This window comes from Thalassospiraceae bacterium LMO-JJ14 (assembly GCA_021555105.2).
Lineage (GTDB): Bacteria > Pseudomonadota > Alphaproteobacteria > Rhodospirillales > Casp-alpha2 > UBA4479.
Genome location: CP134604.1, coordinates 3,650,001 through 3,672,312 on the forward strand (window position 1 = coordinate 3,650,001; position 22,312 = coordinate 3,672,312).

A 22,312-nucleotide genomic window follows, 5' to 3' on the forward strand; every position below is an offset into this window, starting at 1 on the left:
CAGAGATCTTGATCTCGTCGCCGTCGTTGATGCGGCCTTCGAGGATCGCCTGCGCCAGCGGATTTTCCAGTGCGCGCTGAATCGTCCGCTTGAGCGGCCGGGCACCGTACACCGGATCGTAGCCCTGATCGGCAAGCCAGCCGCGCGCCGCGCCATCGAGCTTCAGCGTGATGCCCCGGTCCATGATGCGTTCGCGCAACCGGCCCAACTGAATTTCGACGATACCGTCCATATGCTCGCGCGCCAGACGGCGGAACAGGATGGTTTCGTCCAGCCGGTTGAGAAATTCCGGGCGGAACGAAGACTGCACCACTTCCATCACCAGCGGGCGGATTTCCTCGAGATCGTGGCCGGGTTCCTGCGCCGCGATCAGATCGCTGCCGAGGTTCGAGGTCATGATGATCAGGGTATTGCGGAAATCGACGGTGCGTCCCTGGCCATCGGTCAGACGTCCGTCGTCCAGCACCTGCAGCAACACATTGAAGACATCCGGATGCGCCTTCTCGACCTCGTCGAACAGGATCACCTGGTAGGGCCGGCGGCGAATCGCTTCGGTCAGGGATCCGCCCTCGTCATACCCGACATAGCCCGGCGGCGCCCCGATAAGACGGGCGACGGCATGCTTTTCCATGAATTCCGACATGTCGATGCGGACCATGGCCTGCTCGTCATCGAACAGGAACTCGGCCAGCGCTTTGGTCAGCTCGGTCTTGCCGACACCGGTCGGCCCGAGGAACAGGAAAGAGCCGATCGGCCTGTTCGGATCGCCGAGACCGGCACGCGCCCGGCGGACCGCGTTGGAAACGGCAACCAGCGCATCGTCCTGGCCGATGACCCGGCCGCGGAGTGCTTCTTCCATACGCAGCAGTTTGTCGCGCTCGCCTTCGAGCATCTTGTCGACAGGAATGCCGGTCCAGCGTGAAACCACCTGCGCCACATGTTCGGCAGTCACCGATTCGTCGACCATATGCGATTCCGACCCATCCTCGGCTTTTTCAAGAGCCTCCTGGAGGCGCGGGATCTCGCTGTAGGTCAGTTGCCCAGCTTCCTCGAGGTGACCCTCACGGATCGCCCTGTCGGCGGCCATGCGGGCGGCATCGAGCTCTTCCTTGAGCTTGGTCGTATCAGCCAGCGAGGCTTTGTCGGCCTCCCACCGGCTGGTCAGCTCTTCGGATTCTGCTTCGAGCCCCTCAAGCTCCCCCTCAATTTTCACGAGGCGATCCTGGGATGCCTTGTCGGTTTCCTTTTTCAGGGCTTCACGTTCGATCTTGAGCTGGATGATGCGCCGGTCCAGTTCATCGATTTCCTCGGGCTTGCTGTCGATCTGCATCTTCAGTCGGCTCGCCGATTCATCGACCAGATCGATCGCCTTATCCGGCAGGAAACGATCCGTAATGTAACGCGCGCTCAACGTCGCGGCGGCAACCAGCGAAGAATCGGTAATCCGCACGCCGTGATGCAGTTCGTACTTTTCCTTGATGCCGCGAAGAATGGAAATCGTGTCCTCGACCGTCGGTTCGGAGACGAACACCGGCTGAAAACGCCGCGCCAGGGCCGCATCCTTTTCGACATACTTGCGATATTCATTCAACGTCGTCGCGCCGACACAGTGCATCTCGCCGCGCGCCAATGCCGGCTTCAGCAGATTGGACGCATCCATCGAGCCTTCACCCGCACCGGCGCCGACAAGCGTGTGCATTTCATCGATGAACATGATGATCTGCCCGGCCGCCTGCGTCACCTCGTTCAGGACGGCCTTGAGGCGTTCCTCGAACTCACCGCGGAATTTCGCCCCAGCGACAAGTGCGCCCAGATCCAGAACCATCAGGGTCTTCTGTTTCAGGTTTTCCGGCACATCGCCGTCGACGATACGCTGTGCCAGCCCCTCGACGATGGCGGTCTTGCCGACACCGGGCTCACCGATCAGCACCGGGTTATTCTTGGTGCGGCGGGAAAGCACCTGAATGGTACGGCGAATTTCCTCGTCACGGCCGATAACCGGGTCGAGTTTCCCCTCCATCGCGGCCTGGGTCAGGTCGCGGGCATATTTGTTCAAGGCGTCGTAATTGTCTTCGGCATTGGCACTGTGCGCCGGCCGGCCCTTGCGGAATTCATTGATCGCGGCGTTGAGGTTCTGCGGCGTCAGCCCGGCATCGCTCAGCACCTTCGCGGCAACCGTGTCCTTGGCCAGGGCAATCGCGAGCAAAACCCGCTCGGCGGTCACGACGCTGTCACCAGCCTTTTCGGCAAGCTGTTCCGCCTGATCGAACAGGCGTGCCGCTTCAGGTGCGAGATAGAGCTGGCCCGCACCTTCGCCTTCGACTTTGGGAATTTTATAGAATTCGCGGTTCACGCCTTCGATCGCGCGACCGCGATCACCGCCTGCGGCATCGATCAGATTTGCCGCCAGGCCTTCCTTGTCCTCAAGCAGAACCTTCAGCACATGAAGCGGTGTCAGTTGCTGATGGTTGGTCCTGAGCGCCAGTGTTTGCGCGGACTGTATAAAGCCCCGCGCACGGTCGGTAAAGTTTTCAAAATCCATGGTCTCGTCCTTTCAATGCGCCGGTGGCAATCACCCCCAATCGGGCAGCGATAACCCCTCGCGGTATGTGGATATCTTACTCCAAATATGGCCTGCAGGGCGAGGGCCGCAAGTCTATCCACATGAAAATATCATGCGCCCTTCAGGCAATGTAGATACGCCCCAATCCGATTACATGCGTGAAATAATCGGAAATCACCCGATAACACTTACAGGTTACAAGATTGTCCCAGAATTGGTTCCAAGAAGAGGGACGCGGCCACAGAACGATGGCACTGAGCGAGTTCGATATTCAGATTCTCCGCGATAGCCGCTGGACCACGGAAGCCGTCCGGGGCAGCGAAATGGATGCGCGTGCCCTCGCCACGAAATACCTGAAAGATCCCGAATGCGCAGGGGCACGGGTTGTCGCCAACCGGACAATGCGTGACGGGACGATCAATGAAATTGTCGTGTTTGAGGAAACCCAGTCGGTTTCCGGTGACAAGCCCGTCCGTATCACACCGATCGAAAGTATTAAGCCTTATTGCAAGACGCCCAAGGATTTCTTCGGTCTCGAATGCCGGATGCACCTGAACAGACTGTTCCGCGAATATCTTGAAGACGTGACCCTGCCCCCGACCGAAGTACTGCACAGCCATAAACAACTGCAACGTCTTTTCGAGCGCGATTCCCTCAGGCTTTCGGCCGTCAGTCACATCGCTTCGTTACAAGTCAAGGGACAGGGAAAAAGTAACAGGCAACGACAGGCCGAGCTGAACATAATAATTGATCAGATTGCCGAACAGGCGCACGAGGCAGTATCAATCAAACTGCCGAAACTGGGCGGCAAGTTCTCGCGCACGATCGCCGGCGTTCCGAAAATTCAGAGCCAGAGTGTCGAATATCTGGCCATGGTTACGCTGTCGTGTGAATTGATTAAATTACCCAGTTGGATCGGCAAGCTCGACCTGCTTTGCGAAATGGCGCTACGGGAAACCGACCGTACGGCGACCCTTTTGCTCGACACCGTGATTGCCGATTTGCTTGGAGCCAACGTCATTCAGGAAATCCTCGGCGCTGCTTTACAAAGCCGATCCATCAAAGGAGATGGAGGAGTACCAGCGCGTCCTGGCCCGGCTGCTGGTGCCGGAGGGTATTCTCTCCGGTGCTCAGGCCGCAGAAGCACTTACCATGCGCGGTTCGCAATTCGTCGAGGCCGGCGGGAGATCCGGCCGGCGCGCCGCCATCGGGGCAACCGTCAAGGCATTGTCCGATCCCGTCCGAGGCACCATGTATCTTGCCGAACTGTCGAAAACCGAGCTCATCGACGAGCACATGGACGATATCGTCCAGCAGCTCGACGTTGTCTTCAGCGCGCGCGTCATCAATCAACTTTGCCTTCAGTTCATGTCCCACAAGGACCGCATGGTGACGGCTACCGGGGCATATCAGGCAGCGGCATCTTCGGAGCTGCCTGACGATGTAAAACATCATGTAACGGAACACATCGACACCGTTCTGGAACGCTACCTGCTCGACGAAAATATTATCGAACGCCTGGACAGCCCCAGCACACATATTCGCGACCGTGCCGTGCGTCTGGTTAAATTTTGTGGGGCCGGTGTCCTGCCAGAAGGCAAGGCATTGAAACTGGCGCGCAAACGCATCGTCAAATTACTGCGCCAACCGGATTTCGATGCGCATTTCATCGAGGGGATCGAGGATCCGGTAAAAGCCGAAAAAGCGCTGCGTGATTTTCATAAGCTTCTGATTCAAGGCGGCCTTGCCTGAGAAGCCACCGATGAGCCATGAAGCGCAACCGTTTGACAGCTTCATGAGGGCTCGCCAATCTGTCGGCCATGACCATCGCACTCGACAATATCTGCCGTTATCCGGTGAAAGGGTTGAGCCCTGATCGCCTCGACGCGGTCACGTTAAGTGCCGATGCGGCATTGCCTTATGACCGTCATTACGCACTGGCGCTGGGCTCGACCCCCGTATCCGGGGCCATATCGCAGTGGATGCCCAAATCAAGCTTCCTGTGCCTGATGCGCAATGAAAAACTTGCACAGCTCGAAACGCAATTTGACGACACGACGGCAACCCTGACCATCCGCAGGGGCGGCAATCAGGTGGCGCGCGGCCAACTGACCCAGAAAATCGGCCGCACCATGATCGAGGATTTCTTTGCCGCCTTTATGAAGGAAGAAGCCCGCGGTCGACCCAAGCTGGTCGAAGCCGCAGACGGGCATGCCCTGTCCGATCACGACAGACCGGTAATTTCCATTATCAACCTGAACTCGGTCAAGGATCTGGCCCGGGTCGTCGGCAGCGAAATCGATCCAGCGCGGTTCCGCGGCAACTTCATGATTGATGGTCTTGATGCGTGGGCTGAATTCGATCTTTACGGCAAATATATCGCCGTGGGCGGCGCACGTCTGGAAATCGTCATGCCTATCGACCGGTGCGCCGCAACCAACGTCAACCCGACAACTGCCGAACGCGATCTGAATATTCCAAAGGATATGATGCGCGGCTACGGCCACATCGATTGCGGCGTATTCGCACATGTCATCGAAGGCGGCACAGTCAAGGCCGGCGATGAGATAAGAATTGTCTGAAGACTGTCAGTCTGCTGCGGACTGGTCCGTTGCATCAACGACCGGCTGTTCCGTCTTGCGCGGACGGCGTGCACGCGGTTTGCGCGGCGCTACCGGCTCGGCATCATCGGCTGCAGCCTGTTCCGTTACGGCATCTGTATCGCTAGAGGGTGTTTCTGCATCCGGCTGACGGCGCTTCCCATTCTGGCCGCGCGAAACGGTGCGTTTCAGCCCGTTCGCGTCGTCGCCGTCCGGCGCCGAGCGGCTTTCGGCCCGCGATTCGGAATCCCCGTCTGACTGAGAATTGGATTTGGCGTTCGACTGCGGATTGTCGTCCTCGTTATCCATATCATCATCGCGGTTCATGTCTTCGTCACGGTTCCCATGCACCTGACGACCGCGGTTCCCATCCCGTCCGGACCCTTCACTCTCAGAGTTCAAAATCCGGTAATAATGTTCGGCATGCTGCAGATAGCCTTCGGCAAGAATCCGGTCACCCGCAGAATACGCATCGCGTGACAGGGCTTGATATTTTTCAAGGACCTGCTGCGCCGTTCCGCGGACTTTCGCTTCTGGACCATTGCTCTCGAAAGAGCCGCCTTTTTGATTCGGGTACCTGCGGGGGTTTCCACCGCGTGACCGTTGACGTCTATTATTATTTTGACCGTGTTTCATTATCTCAGATGCTTATCTGTGTAAGACAGTGCCCACGTCACACCAAGCTCTTGCTCGGCTGAGAGTCCTCCCCCGAAGAAAGATGACCAGAACGTGGAACGGTGGGTTTTTGGACGCCGTTTGGCGTTCCCCCCTCAACCCCGAAAGGCTGAACTGAAAGGAAGTTAGCCTGTGGCTCCGGGAATTCCAACACCTTTTTTACAAAAAGAAATCGCCCTTTCAATGCCGGCAATATCACGTTTTGCGGGGCCTGGTAAAAGTCCTGTGTGCGTTGCGAGTCCCAACACGTCTGCAGCCTGGCCGATCCCGACTTCAACTATCAACACACCATCGCCAGCCAGGGATTTCTCCGCAAGCGGCAGCAATTCACGATACGCGTCAAGGCCATCCGCGCCACCATCAAGTGCGGACAGCGGTTCATGATCTCGCACATCACGTTCAAGTCTTCCAATATCAGCGCTTGGAATATAGGGAGGGTTCGAAACTATCAGATCATAGGTTTCATTGATTCCGCTTGCCCATGTTGCCTCGATAATTTCGCAGCGAGGATCAAGACCCAGCGCATGTGCATTGCTGCATGCAATCCGGCATGCCTCTTCTGAAATGTCCATGCCGCATCCCGTTGCCTCGGGGAAACATGTCAGCAGACCCATGAGAATACACCCGCTGCCGGTGCCGAGATCGAGAATCTTTTTCGGATACGGCCGCTCCTTGTAAATCTCGAGCGCGAGTTCGATCACCGTTTCCGTATCCGGTCGCGGGATCAGTGTTGCCGGCGACACCTGAAAATCGAGGCTCCAGAATTCCCGTTTGCCGGTGATATGCGCCAACGGCGTCCCAGTGGCGCGTTGTCTCACGGCATTATGGAACGCCTGCAGTCCAGCATCATCGGCATCTTCATTGATACGGTTGAATACCTGAGCTCTCGACAGACCGAGGATATGCGCCAGCAAAAGCCGCGCTTCCATTCTCGCATTTTCGATACCGGAGCGCTTGAGCGTCTTTAAAGCCTCGTCCAGCGCCGACCCTATGGTGGTCATTACATGCTCGCAAGAAGTTGCGCGTTGTCTTCGGCAAGCAGCGCATCGACGACGTCGTCTATCTCGCCGTTTAGAAAACTGTCCAGATTATGCAACGTCAAACCGATACGATGATCGGTTACCCGGCGTTCCGGGAAATTATATGTGCGGATACGTTCGGAGCGGTCGCCGGAGCCGACCTGCTGCTTGCGGTTCTGGGCGCGCTCGCTGGCCTGGCGTTCCCGCTCGGCATCGAACAGGCGCGCGCGCAACACCTTCATCGCCGCGGCCTTGTTCTTGTGCTGTGATTTTTCATCCTGCTGCGACACCACCATACCGGTCGGCAGGTGGGTGATCCGCACGGCACTGTCGGTCGTGTTGACGTGCTGCCCCCCGGCGCCCTGGGCACGGAAAGTATCGATCCGCAGGTCCTTGTCCTCGATATGGATGTCGACCTCTTCGGCTTCCGGCATCACGGCGACGGTGGCCGCGGATGTATGAATGCGGCCGCCGGATTCCGTCACCGGCACACGCTGCACCCGATGCACGCCGCTTTCGAATTTGAGATAGCGGAACACGTCGCGCCCAGTGATTTCGGCAATCGCTTCCTTGGCCCCGCCAATCCCCGTTTCCTGCAGATGTATGATGGAGAATTTCCATCCCATGCGGTCGGCATATCGCTGATACATGCGAAACAGATCGGCGGCAAAAAGCGCGGCCTCATCACCGCCGGTGCCGGCACGGACTTCAAGAATGGCGTTCCTGCTGTCGGCCTCGTCCTTCGGCACCATCATTAGTTTCACCGCATCCTCAAGCTCCGGCAGCCGCGCTTTCAATTCCCGGCATTCTTCTTCGGCCAAGGCGCGCATTTCGGCATCGCTGTCCGGATCATCTACAAGTGCCGCCGCGTCGATGAACTGCTGGCGGGCCTCGTTGAAGGCATTTATCGCGGCAACAATTGGCGACAGGTCGGAATATTCTTTCGACAGCGCCGCATATGTTTCGCCGGAAACGTTACTTTCCGACATCAGATGCGTCAGCTCGTCAAACCGCGACGTCACGCGCTGCAGATGTTCTTCCATGCTCACGGCTTGTCGTCTCCATCATCGGCTATATCGAATAAATCACGGATCATCCGTTCAGCGGCGGCGATGTCCTCTCCCGAATGGGCCTTCGCGCGCAGCCGTTCACTCGGTGTGTGCAACAGGCGCTGCACAAGTAAATGCGTTGCTTTTTCGGCGTCATTGCCCGCTTCCAGCAGCACGCTTTCGCGCAACGCAGCAACATGACGACGGAGCGCACTCAAAGCCGGCGTCGCGGTTCGCTCTGCCCGCCCTTTCTGATATCCCTCGACCTCGGCAAGGACGATATGCTCGGCCGATTCCGCTTCGAACGAGCGACGGGCCTGTCCCTCCATGGCCAGACGCTCAAGGTCCGCCAAGTCGTATAGGAACGCATCATCGAGCCTGTCGACCGCCGTCTCGACATCGCGGGGCAGACTGGCATCGACAATGAACTGCGGTCGCGAGCGGCGTGCCTTCAAAGCCAGACGCACCATGTCGGCGCTGAGTGCCTGGGCGCGCCCGCCGATAGCCGTGACAATCACATCGGCATCGGCCAGGGCCGCCGTCAGATCGGAAGGCTCGATCCGATATGCGCCAAGCCTCTCGATCATGTCCGCTGCTGGTCTGCCAAATTCGCAGACCGAAAGCACCCCGAGACCACCACGTTGCAGCTCTTCAGCGATCACCTCGCCCATATCACCGGTTCCTATCAACAGCGCCCGGGTATCTTCCAGTCGACCATGCACTTCACGGGCGATCCCGACGGCGACGGCGGCAATCGATACCGGACGTTCACCGATTGCAGTTTCCGTACGGACCCGTTTGGCGGCGCTGTAGGCAGACTGCAGAAGCCTTTCCAAGTCGCCCGATACAGCCCCATGATCCCGCGCCATGCGGTGGCATGCCTTGACCTGTCCCAACACCTGCGGCTCGCCGACGACAACGCTTTCCAAGGACGATGCCACGCGGAACAGGTGACGCACGGCTTCCGTCCCCATATGACACTTCATTGCCGACGTAACTTCATCATTAGGAAGGCCGGCGTGCTGCGAAAAAGCATCTACGATGATGCCCTGATCCCTGTCGGAATCTCCACTCATCGTGATGACTTCGACCCGGTCACATGTCGACAGGACAACTGCCTGATCGATCCCCAGATCTCGTAATTTTTCAAGGAAATCAGGCACGTCCGCGTCTTCGACAAACAGCTTGTCACGCAGGGTTAAACTGCCGCTGCGATGATTGACGCCGGTGATCAGAGGGATGCGCGATGTTGTGGAGTCGCCGGCCACGGTCGCTAGCGATACTTGGCGAGGTGCTCCCCAAGGTCCGAGAGTGGCACCTCGGTTTGCTCGCCGCTTTGCATGTCGCGCACGCTGGCAGCATCGCGCGCCAATTCATCCTCACCAAGGATAACTGTTGCGATGGCGTTGATTTTGTCGGCCCGCTTCATGCGTTTTCCCATATTGCCGCTGTAACCCAGGTCGACATGATAGCCTGCTTCACGGAGCGACTGGGTAATTTTCATCGCCGCACGTCCGGCATCTGCACCGACCGGCACGACAGCGATGGGGCGCACCGCACCAGCCGCATGACCGACCATCATCGCCAGTCGTTCAACGCCTGCCGCCCATCCGATTCCCGGCATCGGGCGCCCGCCCATCTGTTCCATCAGGCCATCGTAACGGCCGCCTGCCAGCACCGCACCCTGCGCGCCCAACTTGTCGGTAACGAATTCGAACGCCGTGTGTGAATAGTAATCGAGACCGCGCACCAGCCGGGGGTTTATGTGTGCCGCAACACCGACATCGGCGAGGCCTTCAAGCACGGTATCGAAGAACTCGCGCGAATGATCGTTCAGATGCTCGCTCAGTAACGGCGCATCGGCCATCACCGCGCGATCGCCTTCATCCTTCGAATCGAAAATGCGGAGCGGGTTTTTTTCCAGACGGTTCAGGCTGTCTTCGGACAATTTGCTTTTGTGCGCCGTCAGATACTCGATCAGGGTGTCGCGGTAATTCTGCCGGCTCTCGGTATCGCCCAGCGTATTGATCTCAAGCTTCACATCGTCGGCGATCCCCAGCGCACGGAGCAGATGCGCACCGACGGCGATGACCTCGATATCCGCCTGCGGTCCGGGCACGCCGAGTATCTCCACGTCGACCTGATGAAACTGACGCAAGCGGCCCTTCTGCGGACGCTCGTAACGGAACACCGGGCCGCGCGCAAAGAATTTGACCGGCACGGTCTGCTGCAAGCCGTTCGACATGAAGGCCCGCGCGATGCCTGCCGTGAATTCCGGGCGCAAGGTGATGCTGTCGCCGCCCCGGTCATCGAAGGTATACATCTCCTTGGTGACGATGTCCGACGTGTCGCCGAGCGTGCGCTGGAAAACGTCGGTGAATTCGAACACTGGTGGCGTCATTTCCTCGAAACCGTACAAAAGCGCAATCGCCGCGGCGGTATCGGCAACATGGCGCTGCGCGCGCATGTCTTCGGGCAGCAGATCGTGAGTACCGCGTACAGGTTGCAGCGTCGCCATGGTTTCCAGTCCTGTCAGCTATTCAGCGGCGTCGGAGGCAGAGCCGCTACCGTAGCGGGTCTTCACATAGTCCTCGACGAGACCCTGAAATTCCTCGGCAATGCCCGGTCCCTTTAGGGTCATCCGTTTCTCGCCGTCAATGAATACGGGTGCCGACGGCGTTTCGCCGGTGCCGGGCAGGGAAATGCCGATATCCGCGTGTTTGCTCTCGCCGGGGCCATTGACGATGCAGCCCATGACGGCGACGTTCATTTCCTCGACACCCGGATAGTTCTCACGCCATTCCGGCATGCGGGTGCGAATGTATGTCTGAATTTTACCGGCGAGATCCTGAAACACGGTCGACGTGGTGCGCCCGCAACCGGGGCACGCCGTCACCAACGGCATGAACGAGCGGATGCCCATCGTCTGCAAGATCTGCTGTGCGACGATGACTTCTTCGGTTCTGTCGCCCCCCGGCAATGGCGTCAGGGAAACCCGGATCGTATCGCCAATCCCTTCCTGCAGCAGCACCGCGAGTGCCGCCGTAGACGCGACGATCCCTTTCGAGCCCATTCCTGCCTCGGTCAGACCAAGGTGCAGCGCATAGTCGCATTGCCGGGCCAGAGCACGGTAAACCCGGATCAGACTCTGCACTTCGGAAACCTTGCACGACAACACGATCTTGTCGGCACCCATGCCGAGTTCACGGGCAAGCTCGGCGCTTTGCAACGCCGACAACACCAATGCTTCTTCGGTGATATCTTGCGCCGGTTTGGGATTGGCCGACTTGGCATTCTGATCCATCAGGGCAACGACCAGTTCCTGATCAAGGCTGCCCCAGTTGACGCCGATGCGTACCGGGCGGTCGTACTTCAGCGCGACCTCGATCATTGTCGTGAACTGGCGGTCTTTCTTTTCGCGAAATCCGACGTTGCCGGGATTGATGCGGTACTTGGCCAACGCTTCGGCGCAAGCCGGGTTTTCCGTCAGCAGCTTGTGGCCGATATAATGAAAGTCGCCGACCAGCGGTACGTCGCAGCCCATCTTGTCGAGCGCATCGCGGATATGCGGCACGGCCCTGGCGGCTTCGTCTCGGTCAACCGTGATGCGGACAATCTCCGATCCGGCAGCAGCCAGTGCAGCAACCTGTTCCGCCGTTCCCTTGATGTCGGCTGTATCCGTATTGGTCATCGACTGCACCACGACCGGGCCACCGCCGATAACGATGTCGCCGACGCGTACCGGAACGCTTTGACGGCGAATGATCGAAGCGGATTGCATGCTCATCGATTGGTCCCGATCAACGGCTAACGGCAGTGCCGGCCTTGAGGCGGTCTGCATCAAGGGCGACGTTCTTGCGTACCGCACCAACACCGCCAATTTGCGGCACAGTCGTGCCATCGACGCTGATTTCGAGCGCCCCGGCGTTCCCGGTATCGAGGGTCAGGCCCTCTGTATCCGGCACGTTGAAAACGTTTCCGGCATTCATCAGGCCGGTGAAGATGATATCGCCGTTGGCCGGGTTTCTGATTTCAACCCAACTGCTCGACGTAGCGCGGATCGCGATCCCCGTCGTCTGCGCCACATCACCAGACGCAAGCGAAGCCGCCTCAGGCGGTGCGGGTGCGGTTGTCTGATCGGAAACACCGGTCGCCTGACGCAGCACCAGCGCATTCAGGTCTTCGGCCGTGACTTCGGCGACAGCCGGTTTTTGATCCGGCTGTGCACTCGACGTCTCGCCTTCGCTTGCCGGCTGCTCAGCGATAACAGGGGTCGTTTCCGCCGTCTCGGATTGCGGGGGAGATGCCGCTTCAACGGCCGGAGCCGCCGGGCTTGCCGCTTCATTCAATGGTGCAGGCGTTTCACTTTGCGTCGCCGCACTGGCAGTTTCAGTTACCGTTTCAGCCGGTGATGCCGCATTCGATACCGATGGTTCGGATGACGTTGCAGCTTCTGTTGCAGGTGTAGTGGTCTCGGTTTCCGGTGTCTCACTGGGCATGGCGGCAGGCGCACTTGAGGCAGCTAACGCAGCATCGCTTGCCGTCTCGGCAGACGGCTCAACCTTCTCAGCGGCATCGTCCGCACCTTCACTCACCGCTGTCGTAACCGTTTCGGCGGTCTCCGTAACCGTTTTGGTTGTATCCGTAACCGCCTCGGCAGTTGAATCCGCAGCACGCTGCGCGGCGACACCGGCATCGTTGGCCATTTGTTCGGCCGCCGCCGTGGTTTCACGAACAACTTTTTCGATTTCGGCCGTAGCTTTCTCCGTTATCTCCGGCGCGGCTGTTTCGCTTTGCGTTGCTGCGGCATCATCCGGCTTGGCATCGCTTGGAGCACTGCCGACCGCATCATCATTGGTCACCAGATGCTTCAGATGATCCGGCACAGGAGAGATCAGGTCCGAGAGGATGCTTTCATCGGTCGTCGTCACATACCAGCCGCCATAAACCAGCAGCGCGATCAGCACACCAATGAAAACGATGGCGCCCTTCGGCACGCCGCTGTCCGGCACAGGTGTCGGGAAGGCCAGGTCCGTGGCGCTTTTCTGTCCTGACTGCTCGACCCGGTAACGGCGCACAACCTCGTCACCGTCCAGCCCGAGATGTTCCGCATACGAGCGGATGAAGCCGACCGCATAGGTGTTGCCCGGCAAATCCCCATAACGGCAATCCTCGATCGCCTCAAGATACAGATAGCGGATACACAGGATGTCCGAGACATTCCGCAAGTCCTCGCCAACACGCAATCTGGACGCGCGAAGCAACGCGCCGACCTGAGGCGAGCGGCCATTGCCGTTCTTCTGATCTTGGTCTTTTTTCTGGTCTTTATTGCTCATAAGGCTCGTTTAAACCCGTCGTTGCGGGACGCGATCACGTTCGCCGCGCTTTCCCGGGTCCGCTCTGCGTCGTTATTCTCACAATTCGCCTTTGATTTACAAGGGTAAATCGGGTTTTGCACATTCTTTAAGCTGGCAGACTCCAGCATTTAAACCGCCACACCGTGATCCAGAGCGAAACTCCTGAGTTTGCCGCGCAAACTATGTTCTGCAGAACCCAACAGCGGTGTGACAAAACCCTCCAGCGCCTTGACGTTCAAAGAACGCGTCATTTCCTTGACCGGGCCGATACTCGGGTTGGCCATCGACAGCCGTCTGTAGCCTAAGCCGACAAGTGCCATGGCTTCCAGTGGCCGCCCTGCCATTTCGCCACATACCGTTACCGGAACGCCCGCTTGATTACAGCTGTCGACGATCGTCTTGAGCATACGGAGTGCCGCCGGCGACAAGGTATCATAGCGATCCGACAATCTCGGATTGCCGCGGTCCGTTGCGAACATAAACTGCATCAGGTCGTTCGATCCCACGGACAGAAAATCGACCTGCGCCATCAACTGATCGAGCTGGAACAAAAGGCTCGGCACCTCAAGCATGGCGCCGGCATGAATTTCCTGCCCGGGCGCTTCACTCTCGATTTCCCGCATCAGAAGTTTCTTCGCGGCGACGAACTCCTCTACCTCGGTGATCATCGGAAACATAATCGAGATATCGGTTTTGCACTGTTTGGCGGCACGGACCATCGCCCGCATCTGGCGGCGCAGCAACATCGGACGATCAAGGCCGACACGGATCGCCCGCCAACCCATAGACGGATTCTCCTCATCATCGCTTTCAAGATATGGCAGCGTCTTGTCGCTGCCGACATCAAGGGTGCGGAACGTGACGTGCCGTCCATCGGCAACTTCAATGGTCCGCCGGTAAAAATCGGTCTGATCCTCGATGCTCGGCAGTTCCGGGCGCATCATGAAATGGATTTCCGTGCGGAAAAGGCCGATCCCCTCTGCACCAAGAGAACTCATCTGCTCGACATCAACCAGCAATCCCGCATTGGCAAGCAAGGTGACGTGCTGTTCATCCTTGGTATCGGACGGCAGGGGAATAAGCTCGTTATAATATTCCAGGCGCTCCTTGTGTATACGAACGGTGTCGAGGAAACTGCGGCGAATGTCCTCACCCGGGCGCAGGAAAACCTGCGCACGGTCCCCGTCGACGACAACCGGATCGCCTTCGCTGATACGGTCCATCACACCCTTGATGCGACCGATCACCGGAATGTCCAGCGCCCGTGCAATGATCGCCACGTGCGCCGTCGGCGAGCCTTCTTCGAGAATGACTCCTCTCAGGTGCTTGGCGTCATAATCCAGGAGTTGCGCCGGCCCCAGGGACTTTGCGATCAGGATCGCCCCGTCCTCGAATGACGACAGATCGGGGCCGCTGGGATCACCGATAAGATGCTGCAACAATCTGTGCGCCAGATCCTCAAAATCGTGGACCCGTTCGCGCAGGTACGGATCGCTGATCTGAGCCATACGCGCGCGTAAATCATCGAGGACGCGCTGCACCGCAGCTTCTGCAGTCAGGCCGGCCTTGATCGCCTCTTCCATGCGTTTCAGCCAGCCCTGATCGCGAGCAATCATGGAGTAGGTTTCCATGATATCGCGGTGTTCACCGCTGCTTTTCATATGCTCCGACGTCATCATATCGTCGATTGCACCGTGCATTTCGACAAACGCCGTCTGCAGACGCCCAAGTTCGATTTCCGGGTCTTCGGCAACCAGCCGCTCGATGCGGAAATGCGGCCGGTGCACGACCGCCTGACCGATACCGATGCCGCCATTCAGCCTGAGACCTTCAAGACGCAACGGCGCCGAAGCCAGACCATCGGCGGGTAGCAATTCATTCGGGTCGATAAGCTCGCCACCGGCGACCAACTCGGCCAGAACCATGGCCACGGTCTGCAGGCTCTCAACCTCTTCGTCGTTATATTTTCGCCGGGTCCGGTTCTGCACCGCCATGACACCGATGACTCGGCCGCTTCTGATAATCGGCACACCCATCATCGAGTGAAAAATTTCTTCCCCTGTTTCCGGGCGATAAGCAAAGCTCGGGTGCTGCTGCGCATCGGCGAGCGCAAACGGCCGCGCCATGGCGGCAATCTCGCCGATAATGCCTTCGCCGATACGAAGACGGGTATTGTGGATCGCCGATGTTTTCAGGCCGCGCGTTGCAAACAGCTCAAGGATGTCCCCGGCGCGACGGACATAGATGGAGCACACTTCTGCTACAAGGTCGGCAGCGACAATTTCAGCGATCTGCTCAAGGCGCTTTTCAGCCGTTCCCGTATCCGCCATCAGATCGCGGACACGCGCCAACAGACGGCGCGGGGCCGGTGTCAACTTGGCGCGGGGCGTTCTCTCGGACATGCCTCGAGTTCCTCAGGTGATGGATCGGCTCCCGGACCCTGTCGGTCCCGGGTCATGCGGCGTCAGTCTGCGTCCAGACCATATGCCGTGTGCAGTGCGCGCACCGCCAGTTCCGTGTATTCTTCGGAGATCAGGACACTGACCTTGATTTCCGAGGTCGAAATGACCTGGATGTTGATGCCCTTCTCGGCCAGGGTCGTGAACATCGTTTGCGCAACCCCTGCATGCGAGCGCATACCGACACCGATCACGGACAGTTTCGTAACGTTTTTATCCGCCCTGAGGTCCGCAAACCCAAGCTCGGCGCGCTTGCCTTCCAGCGTCGCAACGGCACGTTCCAGGTCGGCGATCGGCAGCGTAAAGGTCAAATCCGTGGAACGATTGTCCTGGGAAATGTTTTGCACGATCATATCCACGTTGATCCCGTTATCCGCCAGCGGACCGAAGATCGCCGCTGCGATACCCGGCTGGTCCGGAACCGCAACCAGAGTGATTTTTGCTTCGTCGCGGCTGTAGGCGATGCCGCTTACCAATTCCTGTTCCACGATCTCATCCTCATCAACAACCAGAGTTCCGGGTTCGTCACTGTAGCTGGACAGCACCTGTACGCGCACGCCGTGCTTCATGGCCAGTTCGACGGAGCGGGTCTGCAGAACCTTGGCCCCCACCGAGGCCATCTCAAGCATTTCCTCGTAGGTGATCTTGTCCAGTTTCCGCGCTTTGGGCGTGATGCGCGGGTCTGTCGTATAGACACCGTCGACATCGGTATAAATATCACATCTGTCGGCATTCAGGGCAGCCGCCAGAGCAACGGCGCTGGTATCGGAGCCGCCGCGGCCAAGCGTGGTAATCCGATTATCGGGCCCCAGCCCCTGAAAACCGGCGACGACACAAACGTCGCCTCGTGCAAGGCGCTTTTCCATATCCTCGGTTTCGATGCGCTGAATCCGGGCCTTGCCATGCACACCGTCGGTGTGAATCGGAATTTGCCAGCCGAGCCACGAACGTGCCGGAATGCCGATATCCTGCAGTGCCAGCGATAAAAGTCCGACGGTCACCTGCTCGCCGGTAGCGACGATGGTGTCGTATTCCCGGGCATCGTAGAGCTTGCTGACGGACGTCACATATTCGACAAGCTTGTTGGTTTCCCCCGACATCGCCGACAGAATAACCGCAACTTCATTTCCGGCATCGACCTCGGCTTTGACGCGTTGCGCCACGGCCTTGATCCGCTCGACATTGGCAACCGACGTGCCACCGAATTTTTGTACGATTCGTGCCATTTTCCGCCAACTTTCCAGGATCGTTCCCAGATACAACCAAGCCTGAACATTCCCCGTTCTTGAGGTTGAAGCTCAGGCGGCGCATACATACTCTGTGGGGTGCGCGCAAGCAACCCTGATAGACGTTATGAGCACGTCCTGATTGAACGCAAAGGCATGACCCGCATGACACCCGATACGGCCACAGCAGAGACTTCCAAGCCGGCTTTAGGCGGCACTGCGGACGCCGATGAAGTCGCCCGCTTTGTCGCTATTGCCGAACAGTGGTGGGACCCCAACGGCAAGTTCCGGCCCTTGCACCAGCTGGCCCCCGTGCGCCTGGGATTTATTCGCGATCAGGTCACGGCTCGGCTCGGGCTTGATGCAGATGCCGAACAGCCGTTCAAGGGGCTGAAAATTCTCGATGTCGGTTGCGGTGGCGGGCTGGTAAGCGAGCCTTTGGCTCGCCTTGGCGCTTCTGTTACCGCCATCGATGCGGCCGAGCGCAATATCGAGGTGGCCAAACTGCACGCCGAACAGAGCGGCCTCAGGATCGATTACCGGGCTACGCAACCCGAAGATCTCGTGGAATCAGGGGCCACGTTCGATATCGTCATCAATCTCGAGGTTGTCGAGCACGTCGCCGATCTTCAGGCATTCCTGCAGGCATCAGCGACGATGGTGCGGCCGGGGGGCGGCATGGTGCTATCGACCATAAACAGGACGCTGAAATCACTGGCGCTGGCCAAGATCATGGCGGAATACATCCTCAGATGGCTGCCTGTCGGCACGCACGAGTGGCACAAATTCGTCAAACCTTCGGAACTTGCCGCCGGGATGCGCGATGCCGGGATGCAGATCACTGCGCTGCAGGGGATGCACTACGACCCGATCGCCGATCATTGGCAGGCGGGTGGCAATCTCGACATCAATTACCTGGCTTTTGCGAAGAAAGACTGAACCGCGTCAGCTGTCGCGGCGAAGATTCGGCAGGCGGTAAACCTCAATACCCTCTTCGTCGAGTTCGCGGCTTTCATCTTCCGATGCCTCGCCATAGATGCCGCGTTCATCCGTTTCGCCGTAATGAATACGCCGTGCCTCGTCCGCGAACTGATCGCCGACATACTCGCAATTCGATTCGACCTCTTGGCGCATCTGCTGGGCGGCCTCAAGAATCCGCTCTGCAACTTCGCGGGCACGGGCTTCCGGCGTCGAGCCGGTATTCGAGGATTTTGAAATACGCGGTGACATCGGCGCCTTGGCAACCTTGGTGTTGCCGCAGTGCGGACACACGACATCGCCGCTCTTGGCCTGCGCGTCAAACGTCGCGCTGTCCTTGAACCAGCCTTCAAATTCGTGCGTGTTGGCGCATCTGAGCGAATACTTGATCATTTTTCCACCGGACTTCGTAAAGAACGGATTACAAGCTTTATATAGTGGCCAATTCAAAGAAAAAAAGCGTTAACAAAATGCACTTACCAGCGTCATAGTGAATGCATGGAAACCTCTTCTCATCAATCCCGTCATCTCGGCATGGTCGAAGCGTCCGCATGGTTCAGGGAATTTCAACCCCTTGTTCCCATCAATGGCGACGTTCTTGACGTCGCGGCGGGCGGCGGCCGTCACGTGCGGTTTTTTGCCGATGCCGGGTATCGGGTCACCGCATTGGACCGCAATGCCGAGCCTCTGCAGCCCTTGCAGCAAAGCCACGGCGCGGAAATCATTGAAGCCGATCTCGAGGATGGATCACCCTGGCCCTTGGGCGACCGCCGTTTCGACGCCGTCATCGTCTGCAATTATCTGCACCGCCCATTGTTCGGCTCATTGATCGGCGCTTTGAAACCCGGTGGTGTGCTGCTTTACGAGACATTCGCGCTCGGAAACGAGGTTTACAGCCGCCCGCGAAATCCGGATCACCTTTTGAAATCCGGCGAACTGCTTGAACTGGTGGGGGCCTGGTTACAGGTCGTCGCCTACCGGCACGGTATCGTCGATGGCGGCGAGTGCCCGGGCGTCAAACAGATGCTCTGCGCCGTCAACAACCTTGGCCTGTCCGCGCGGGACGACGGCGAACCGGCCCCGCTGCCGTTGCCCTAGATAGAATACGTCCTGTCGTGTTGCAGTGCCGGAATGCGCTGGCGCGCTTCAAGGGCCTGTTCCGTATGGATATCCGCATAGCTGATACCGGGTTCCGTTCCGCCGTCTACCAGAATTTCACCCCACGGTCCGACCGCCAGGGAATGGCCGTATGTCTTCCGCCCGCCCGCATGCTCGCCGGTCTGTGCAGGGGCAAAGACAAATGCGCCGCATTCGATGGCCCGGGCCCGCAACAGCACATGCCAGTGCGCTTCACCGGTCGGGCGGGTAAACGCCGACGGCGCGCTGAGCATCACCGCCCCGGCGCGGGCCAAATCGCGATAAAGGTGCGGAAACCGCATGTCATAACAGATCGTCATGCCGAAAAGCCCCCACGGCGTCGGCACCAGCGTGACGGACGAGCCGGCACGATAGGTATCGCTCTCGCGGTAAACATTACCCGTGCCGACATCGACGTCGAACAGATGCATCTTGTCGTAAGCGCCGACGATTTCGCCACCGGCATCGATCATGAACGATCGGTTGGCGAGCTTGCCGGGCGTATCTTCCGATTGTGCAACGATGGAGCCGACCAGCACCCAGACACTCAGTTCGGCGGCGGCCGCCCTGAGCGCCATCAGCGTTTCATCTTCCGCCGCCGGCAGGGCCTTGGCACGGCACGCCGCACGGTCGGGTTCGATCATATTGCAGACTTCGGGGAACATAACGAAATCCGCACCGTTGGCGGCTGCTTGCTTCAGGTAGTGGACATTGGTTTCGGCGTTGACCGACGGGTCCGGCCCGGCGGTGATCTGGACAAGTGCGGCTTTGAAGCGGCCGCTCAAGCGCCGATCCCCAGCAGAGCGTCCAGATTACCCGCCGCATCAAGTCGGTGAATGCCGTCGCAATCGCCGATGTGGTTACCGTCTACAAAAATCTGCGGCACCGAGCGCGAACCGCCCGCCATCGCGGTCATTTTTCTCCTGAGCGAGGCATTCATCATCACATCGTGTTCGACGTAATCCACGCCCTTGGTCTTGAGCAGATTTTTCGCCCGCGCGCAGTATGGGCAGAAGGGCGTGGTATATATTTCGATCTTCGCCATTGAATTCCCAATCACATCTCATCATCACGAATATGACATATAAGCGATTCCCACGGCGATCAAAGTCCGGATGTGACAACGCGCGCAATCGTGATGACGTCGACGTCACCGGCACCGGCACGCAGCAGGGCCCGCGCACAGGCTTCGAGCGTTGCCCCGGTCGTCATGACGTCATCCACCAGTAATACCCGCTTGTCCCGCAGCCCGGGAACATATCCGGCGCGGACCCGGAAAGCCCCCTGGACGTTGCGTATTCTGGCGGGACGCGATTTTCCGCCCTGCGTCCCTGTACGGCGCTTGCGGACAAGCAAATCCGGCAGCGCCAGAGCGCCCGCACGCCGGGCCAAGGCATTCGACAGCAAGGCCGACTGGTTGTAACGCCGGTGCAACAGGCGGCTCCAGTGCAGGGGCACCGGGGCAACGATGTCCGCGTCCTGCAGCAAAGCCGCCACCGGCCTCGCCAGCCAGTTCACAAGCGCCGGCGCAAGATCGGTACGGTCGGCATGTTTGAAGGCAAGGATCATCGGCCGACTGGCATCGTCATAGACAAAAGCGGCCCTGGCACGCGCATAGGGCGGGCGTGCCTTGGTACACGCCGCACAGAGCGCCTCCGGACCGGGATCGAAGGGGAACGGCACGCCGCAGGCATAGCACTGCGGCGCCCCCAGAAACGTTACCGCATCCCAGCAGTCGGAACACAATCCGCCACCCTGCACCTGCGCGTCGCATACGGCGCAGACCGGCGGCCACAGATGATCGCGGATTGTCGTGCCGGTCTGGTGAACGGCGCTTTTGAGCATTGCCGTCAAACGTGTCATATAGCCTCCATGAGCGCACCGTCCGATCACACATCCGGGACAATCCCGGATCACATGAACGTCTTTGACCGCAAGCTTGTGCGCGCCCACCGGACCCGCGCCGCACGATCACTGGGCGATCATGATTTTCTGTTTATGGAAGGCGCAGAGCGGCTTTGTGACAGACTGCTCGATATCAACCGAACTTTTTCCCTGGGCCTCGACCTCGGCTGCCATGGTGGCGAGATTGCCCGCGCATTGCCGCCGGGCAGGATCGAAACCCTGATCCAGGCCGACCTTTCCGATGCCATGGTGCGACGGGCAAAATCGCACGCCAACACCCCGGCCCTCGTTATGGATGAGGAAACGTTGCCGTTCGGCTTGGGTGCCTTCGATATCGTGCTGTCGAATTTAAGCCTGCACTGGGTCAACGACCTGCCGGGCGCCTTGTCGCAAATCAGGATGGCGCTGAAACCGGACGGCCTGTTCCTGGCGCAGGTTTTCGGCGGTGCGACACTGAACGAGCTGCGCAACGTATTGGCGGAAGCGGAAATAGAAATCGACGGCGGTCTGAGTCCGCGCGTCTCGCCGTTTGCCGATGTCCGCGATCTCGGATCGCTTCTGCAGCGTGCCGGATTCGCCCTGCCCGTCGTCGACAGCGACATCGTCACCGTTAGTTACGGGGAACCGCTGAAACTGCTGACAGACCTGCGCGGCATGGGCGAAAGCAATGCCGTGCTGGAACGCCGCCGCGCGCCATTGAAGCGCCATACCCTAATGACGGCGCTGGCGAAATATCTTGAACGCCACGGCGATGCCGACGGGCGTATCCCGGCGACCTTTGAAATCATCACCATGACAGCCTGGGCACCGGCGCCGACGCAGCAAAAACCCCTGCAGCCCGGCAGCGCCCAAGGCCGTCTTGCCGATGCGCTGGAGACGCGGGAAGTACCGCTCGGGGAAAAAGCGGACCCGCAAAAGGGCTGAGCTAGAAACAGGAAAAGGGCCGTGCGCTGCACGGCCCCTCCCTCAAAAGCTCCCCGTAATGGCTCCCTGGGAAACTGGAGCTTACGAGGCGTATTGTACGCCCTTCTCATCGAAGAGCTTTTTAAGTTCACCAGACTCATACATTTCCCGAACGATATCGCAACCCCCGATAAACTCGCCTTTGACATAAAGCTGGGGAATGGTCGGCCAGTTCGAGAAATCCTTGATACCCTGGCGGATTTCCATGTCGGCAAGGACATCAACGCCCTTGAACTTGACGCCCATCATGGTCAGCGCCTGCGCCACGGCGGCGGAGAAGCCGCACTGCGGCTGGATCGGTGAGCCCTTCATGAAAAGCACCACGTCGCTGCCTTCGATCTCACCTTGAATTTGCGTAAAAGCCGGGTTGTCGCTCATTGC

The 22,312-nt window shown here is 59.0% G+C and carries 21 protein-coding genes and 1 pseudogene (1 of these 22 running past the window's edge); 6 read left to right on the plus strand and 16 right to left on the minus strand.

Annotated elements, in window-relative coordinates:
- Positions 1–2,542, minus strand: the 5' portion of a protein-coding gene (gene clpB, locus L2D14_17225; protein WNJ99593.1) for an ATP-dependent chaperone ClpB. Its footprint begins 50 nt before the window's first position; only the first 2,542 of its 2,592 coding nucleotides appear in the window; the start codon lies at positions 2,540–2,542; its stop codon lies off the left edge, out of view.
- A 269-nt stretch (positions 2,543–2,811) separates the two neighbouring features.
- Between clpB and L2D14_17230 the strand changes: the two genes are divergently transcribed.
- From L2D14_17230 to L2D14_17240, 3 genes are all read left to right on the plus strand, one after another.
- The gene (locus L2D14_17230) at positions 2,812–4,002 is read left to right on the plus strand and encodes a hypothetical protein (protein WNJ99594.1); all 1,191 of its coding nucleotides are present in this window, start codon (positions 2,812–2,814) and stop codon (positions 4,000–4,002) included.
- Entirely contained in the window at positions 3,950–4,315 is a 366-nt protein-coding gene (locus L2D14_17235) for a hypothetical protein (GenBank protein ID WNJ99595.1), read from the plus strand. The genes L2D14_17230 and L2D14_17235 overlap by 53 nt, the downstream gene beginning before the upstream one ends.
- 68 nt (positions 4,316–4,383) lie before the next feature.
- On the plus strand, positions 4,384–5,145 hold the full coding sequence (locus L2D14_17240) for an MOSC domain-containing protein (protein WNJ99596.1): 762 nt from the start codon (positions 4,384–4,386) through the stop codon (positions 5,143–5,145).
- 6 nt (positions 5,146–5,151) lie between these two features.
- Here L2D14_17240 and L2D14_17245 read toward each other — a convergent pair whose 3' ends face one another.
- From L2D14_17245 to L2D14_17290, 10 genes and pseudogenes are all read right to left on the minus strand, one after another.
- Entirely contained in the window at positions 5,152–5,490 is a 339-nt protein-coding gene (locus L2D14_17245) for a hypothetical protein (protein ID WNK01712.1), read from the minus strand.
- Positions 5,491–5,565: 75 nt separating this feature from the next.
- Positions 5,566–5,799 (minus strand): annotated as a pseudogene (locus L2D14_17250) (DUF4167 domain-containing protein).
- A gap of 164 nt (positions 5,800–5,963) precedes the next feature.
- Positions 5,964–6,839, minus strand: coding sequence for a peptide chain release factor N(5)-glutamine methyltransferase (gene prmC / locus L2D14_17255; protein WNJ99597.1), 876 nt, complete (start codon positions 6,837–6,839; stop codon positions 5,964–5,966).
- Positions 6,839–7,906, minus strand: coding sequence for a peptide chain release factor 1 (gene prfA, locus L2D14_17260; GenBank protein WNJ99598.1), 1,068 nt, complete (start codon positions 7,904–7,906; stop codon positions 6,839–6,841). Before prfA ends, prmC begins: the two co-directional genes overlap by 1 nt.
- Positions 7,903–9,174, minus strand: a complete 1,272-nt coding sequence (gene hemA, locus L2D14_17265) for a glutamyl-tRNA reductase (GenBank protein ID WNJ99599.1) — start codon at positions 9,172–9,174, stop codon at positions 7,903–7,905. Before hemA ends, prfA begins: the two co-directional genes overlap by 4 nt.
- A 5-nt stretch (positions 9,175–9,179) precedes the next feature.
- Positions 9,180–10,424: a histidine--tRNA ligase gene (hisS, locus tag L2D14_17270; protein WNJ99600.1), complete on the minus strand. Its 1,245-nt coding sequence runs from the start codon at positions 10,422–10,424 to the stop codon at positions 9,180–9,182.
- Between the two features lie 18 nt (positions 10,425–10,442).
- Positions 10,443–11,693, minus strand: coding sequence for a flavodoxin-dependent (E)-4-hydroxy-3-methylbut-2-enyl-diphosphate synthase (ispG, locus tag L2D14_17275; protein WNJ99601.1), 1,251 nt, complete (start codon positions 11,691–11,693; stop codon positions 10,443–10,445).
- Between the two features lie 13 nt (positions 11,694–11,706).
- On the minus strand, positions 11,707–13,242 hold the full coding sequence (locus tag L2D14_17280) for a DUF4115 domain-containing protein (GenBank protein WNJ99602.1): 1,536 nt from the start codon (positions 13,240–13,242) through the stop codon (positions 11,707–11,709).
- Between the two features lie 149 nt (positions 13,243–13,391).
- Complete coding sequence (gene ptsP / locus L2D14_17285) at positions 13,392–15,665, minus strand: phosphoenolpyruvate--protein phosphotransferase (GenBank protein ID WNJ99603.1); 2,274 nt, start codon at positions 15,663–15,665, stop codon at positions 13,392–13,394.
- 62 nt (positions 15,666–15,727) lie between these two features.
- Positions 15,728–16,948, minus strand: a complete 1,221-nt coding sequence (locus L2D14_17290) for an aspartate kinase (protein ID WNJ99604.1) — start codon at positions 16,946–16,948, stop codon at positions 15,728–15,730.
- Between the two features lie 165 nt (positions 16,949–17,113).
- Here L2D14_17290 and ubiG point away from each other — a divergent pair, with 165 nt between their 5' ends.
- Complete coding sequence (ubiG, locus tag L2D14_17295) at positions 17,114–17,887, plus strand: bifunctional 2-polyprenyl-6-hydroxyphenol methylase/3-demethylubiquinol 3-O-methyltransferase UbiG (GenBank protein ID WNJ99605.1); 774 nt, start codon at positions 17,114–17,116, stop codon at positions 17,885–17,887.
- A 6-nt stretch (positions 17,888–17,893) separates the two neighbouring features.
- Here ubiG and L2D14_17300 read toward each other — a convergent pair whose 3' ends face one another.
- Entirely contained in the window at positions 17,894–18,319 is a 426-nt protein-coding gene (locus L2D14_17300; GenBank protein WNJ99606.1) for a DUF1178 family protein, read from the minus strand.
- Positions 18,320–18,424: 105 nt separating this feature from the next.
- On the opposite strand from L2D14_17300, the gene L2D14_17305 reads away from it, so the two are divergent.
- Complete coding sequence (locus L2D14_17305) at positions 18,425–19,024, plus strand: class I SAM-dependent methyltransferase (protein WNJ99607.1); 600 nt, start codon at positions 18,425–18,427, stop codon at positions 19,022–19,024.
- Here the strand turns inward: L2D14_17305 and L2D14_17310 are convergent.
- The 3 genes from L2D14_17310 to L2D14_17320 are packed head-to-tail and all read right to left on the minus strand — an operon-like array spanning position 19,021 to position 20,926.
- On the minus strand, positions 19,021–19,848 hold the full coding sequence (locus L2D14_17310; protein ID WNJ99608.1) for a carbon-nitrogen hydrolase family protein: 828 nt from the start codon (positions 19,846–19,848) through the stop codon (positions 19,021–19,023). The genes L2D14_17305 and L2D14_17310 overlap by 4 nt on opposite strands.
- A complete protein-coding gene (gene grxC / locus L2D14_17315; GenBank protein ID WNJ99609.1) occupies positions 19,845–20,108 on the minus strand; it encodes a glutaredoxin 3 in 264 nt (87 codons plus the stop codon). The genes L2D14_17310 and grxC overlap by 4 nt, the downstream gene beginning before the upstream one ends.
- Before the next feature lie 59 nt (positions 20,109–20,167).
- Positions 20,168–20,926: a ComF family protein gene (locus tag L2D14_17320; GenBank protein ID WNJ99610.1), complete on the minus strand. Its 759-nt coding sequence runs from the start codon at positions 20,924–20,926 to the stop codon at positions 20,168–20,170.
- Between the two features lie 9 nt (positions 20,927–20,935).
- Here L2D14_17320 and L2D14_17325 point away from each other — a divergent pair, with 9 nt between their 5' ends.
- Positions 20,936–21,892, plus strand: a complete 957-nt coding sequence (locus L2D14_17325; GenBank protein WNJ99611.1) for a methyltransferase domain-containing protein — start codon at positions 20,936–20,938, stop codon at positions 21,890–21,892.
- Between the two features lie 81 nt (positions 21,893–21,973).
- Here the strand turns inward: L2D14_17325 and grxD are convergent, their stop codons facing one another.
- A complete protein-coding gene (gene grxD, locus L2D14_17330; GenBank protein ID WNJ99612.1) occupies positions 21,974–22,309 on the minus strand; it encodes a Grx4 family monothiol glutaredoxin in 336 nt (111 codons plus the stop codon).
- Positions 22,310–22,312: the final 3 nt, after the last annotated feature.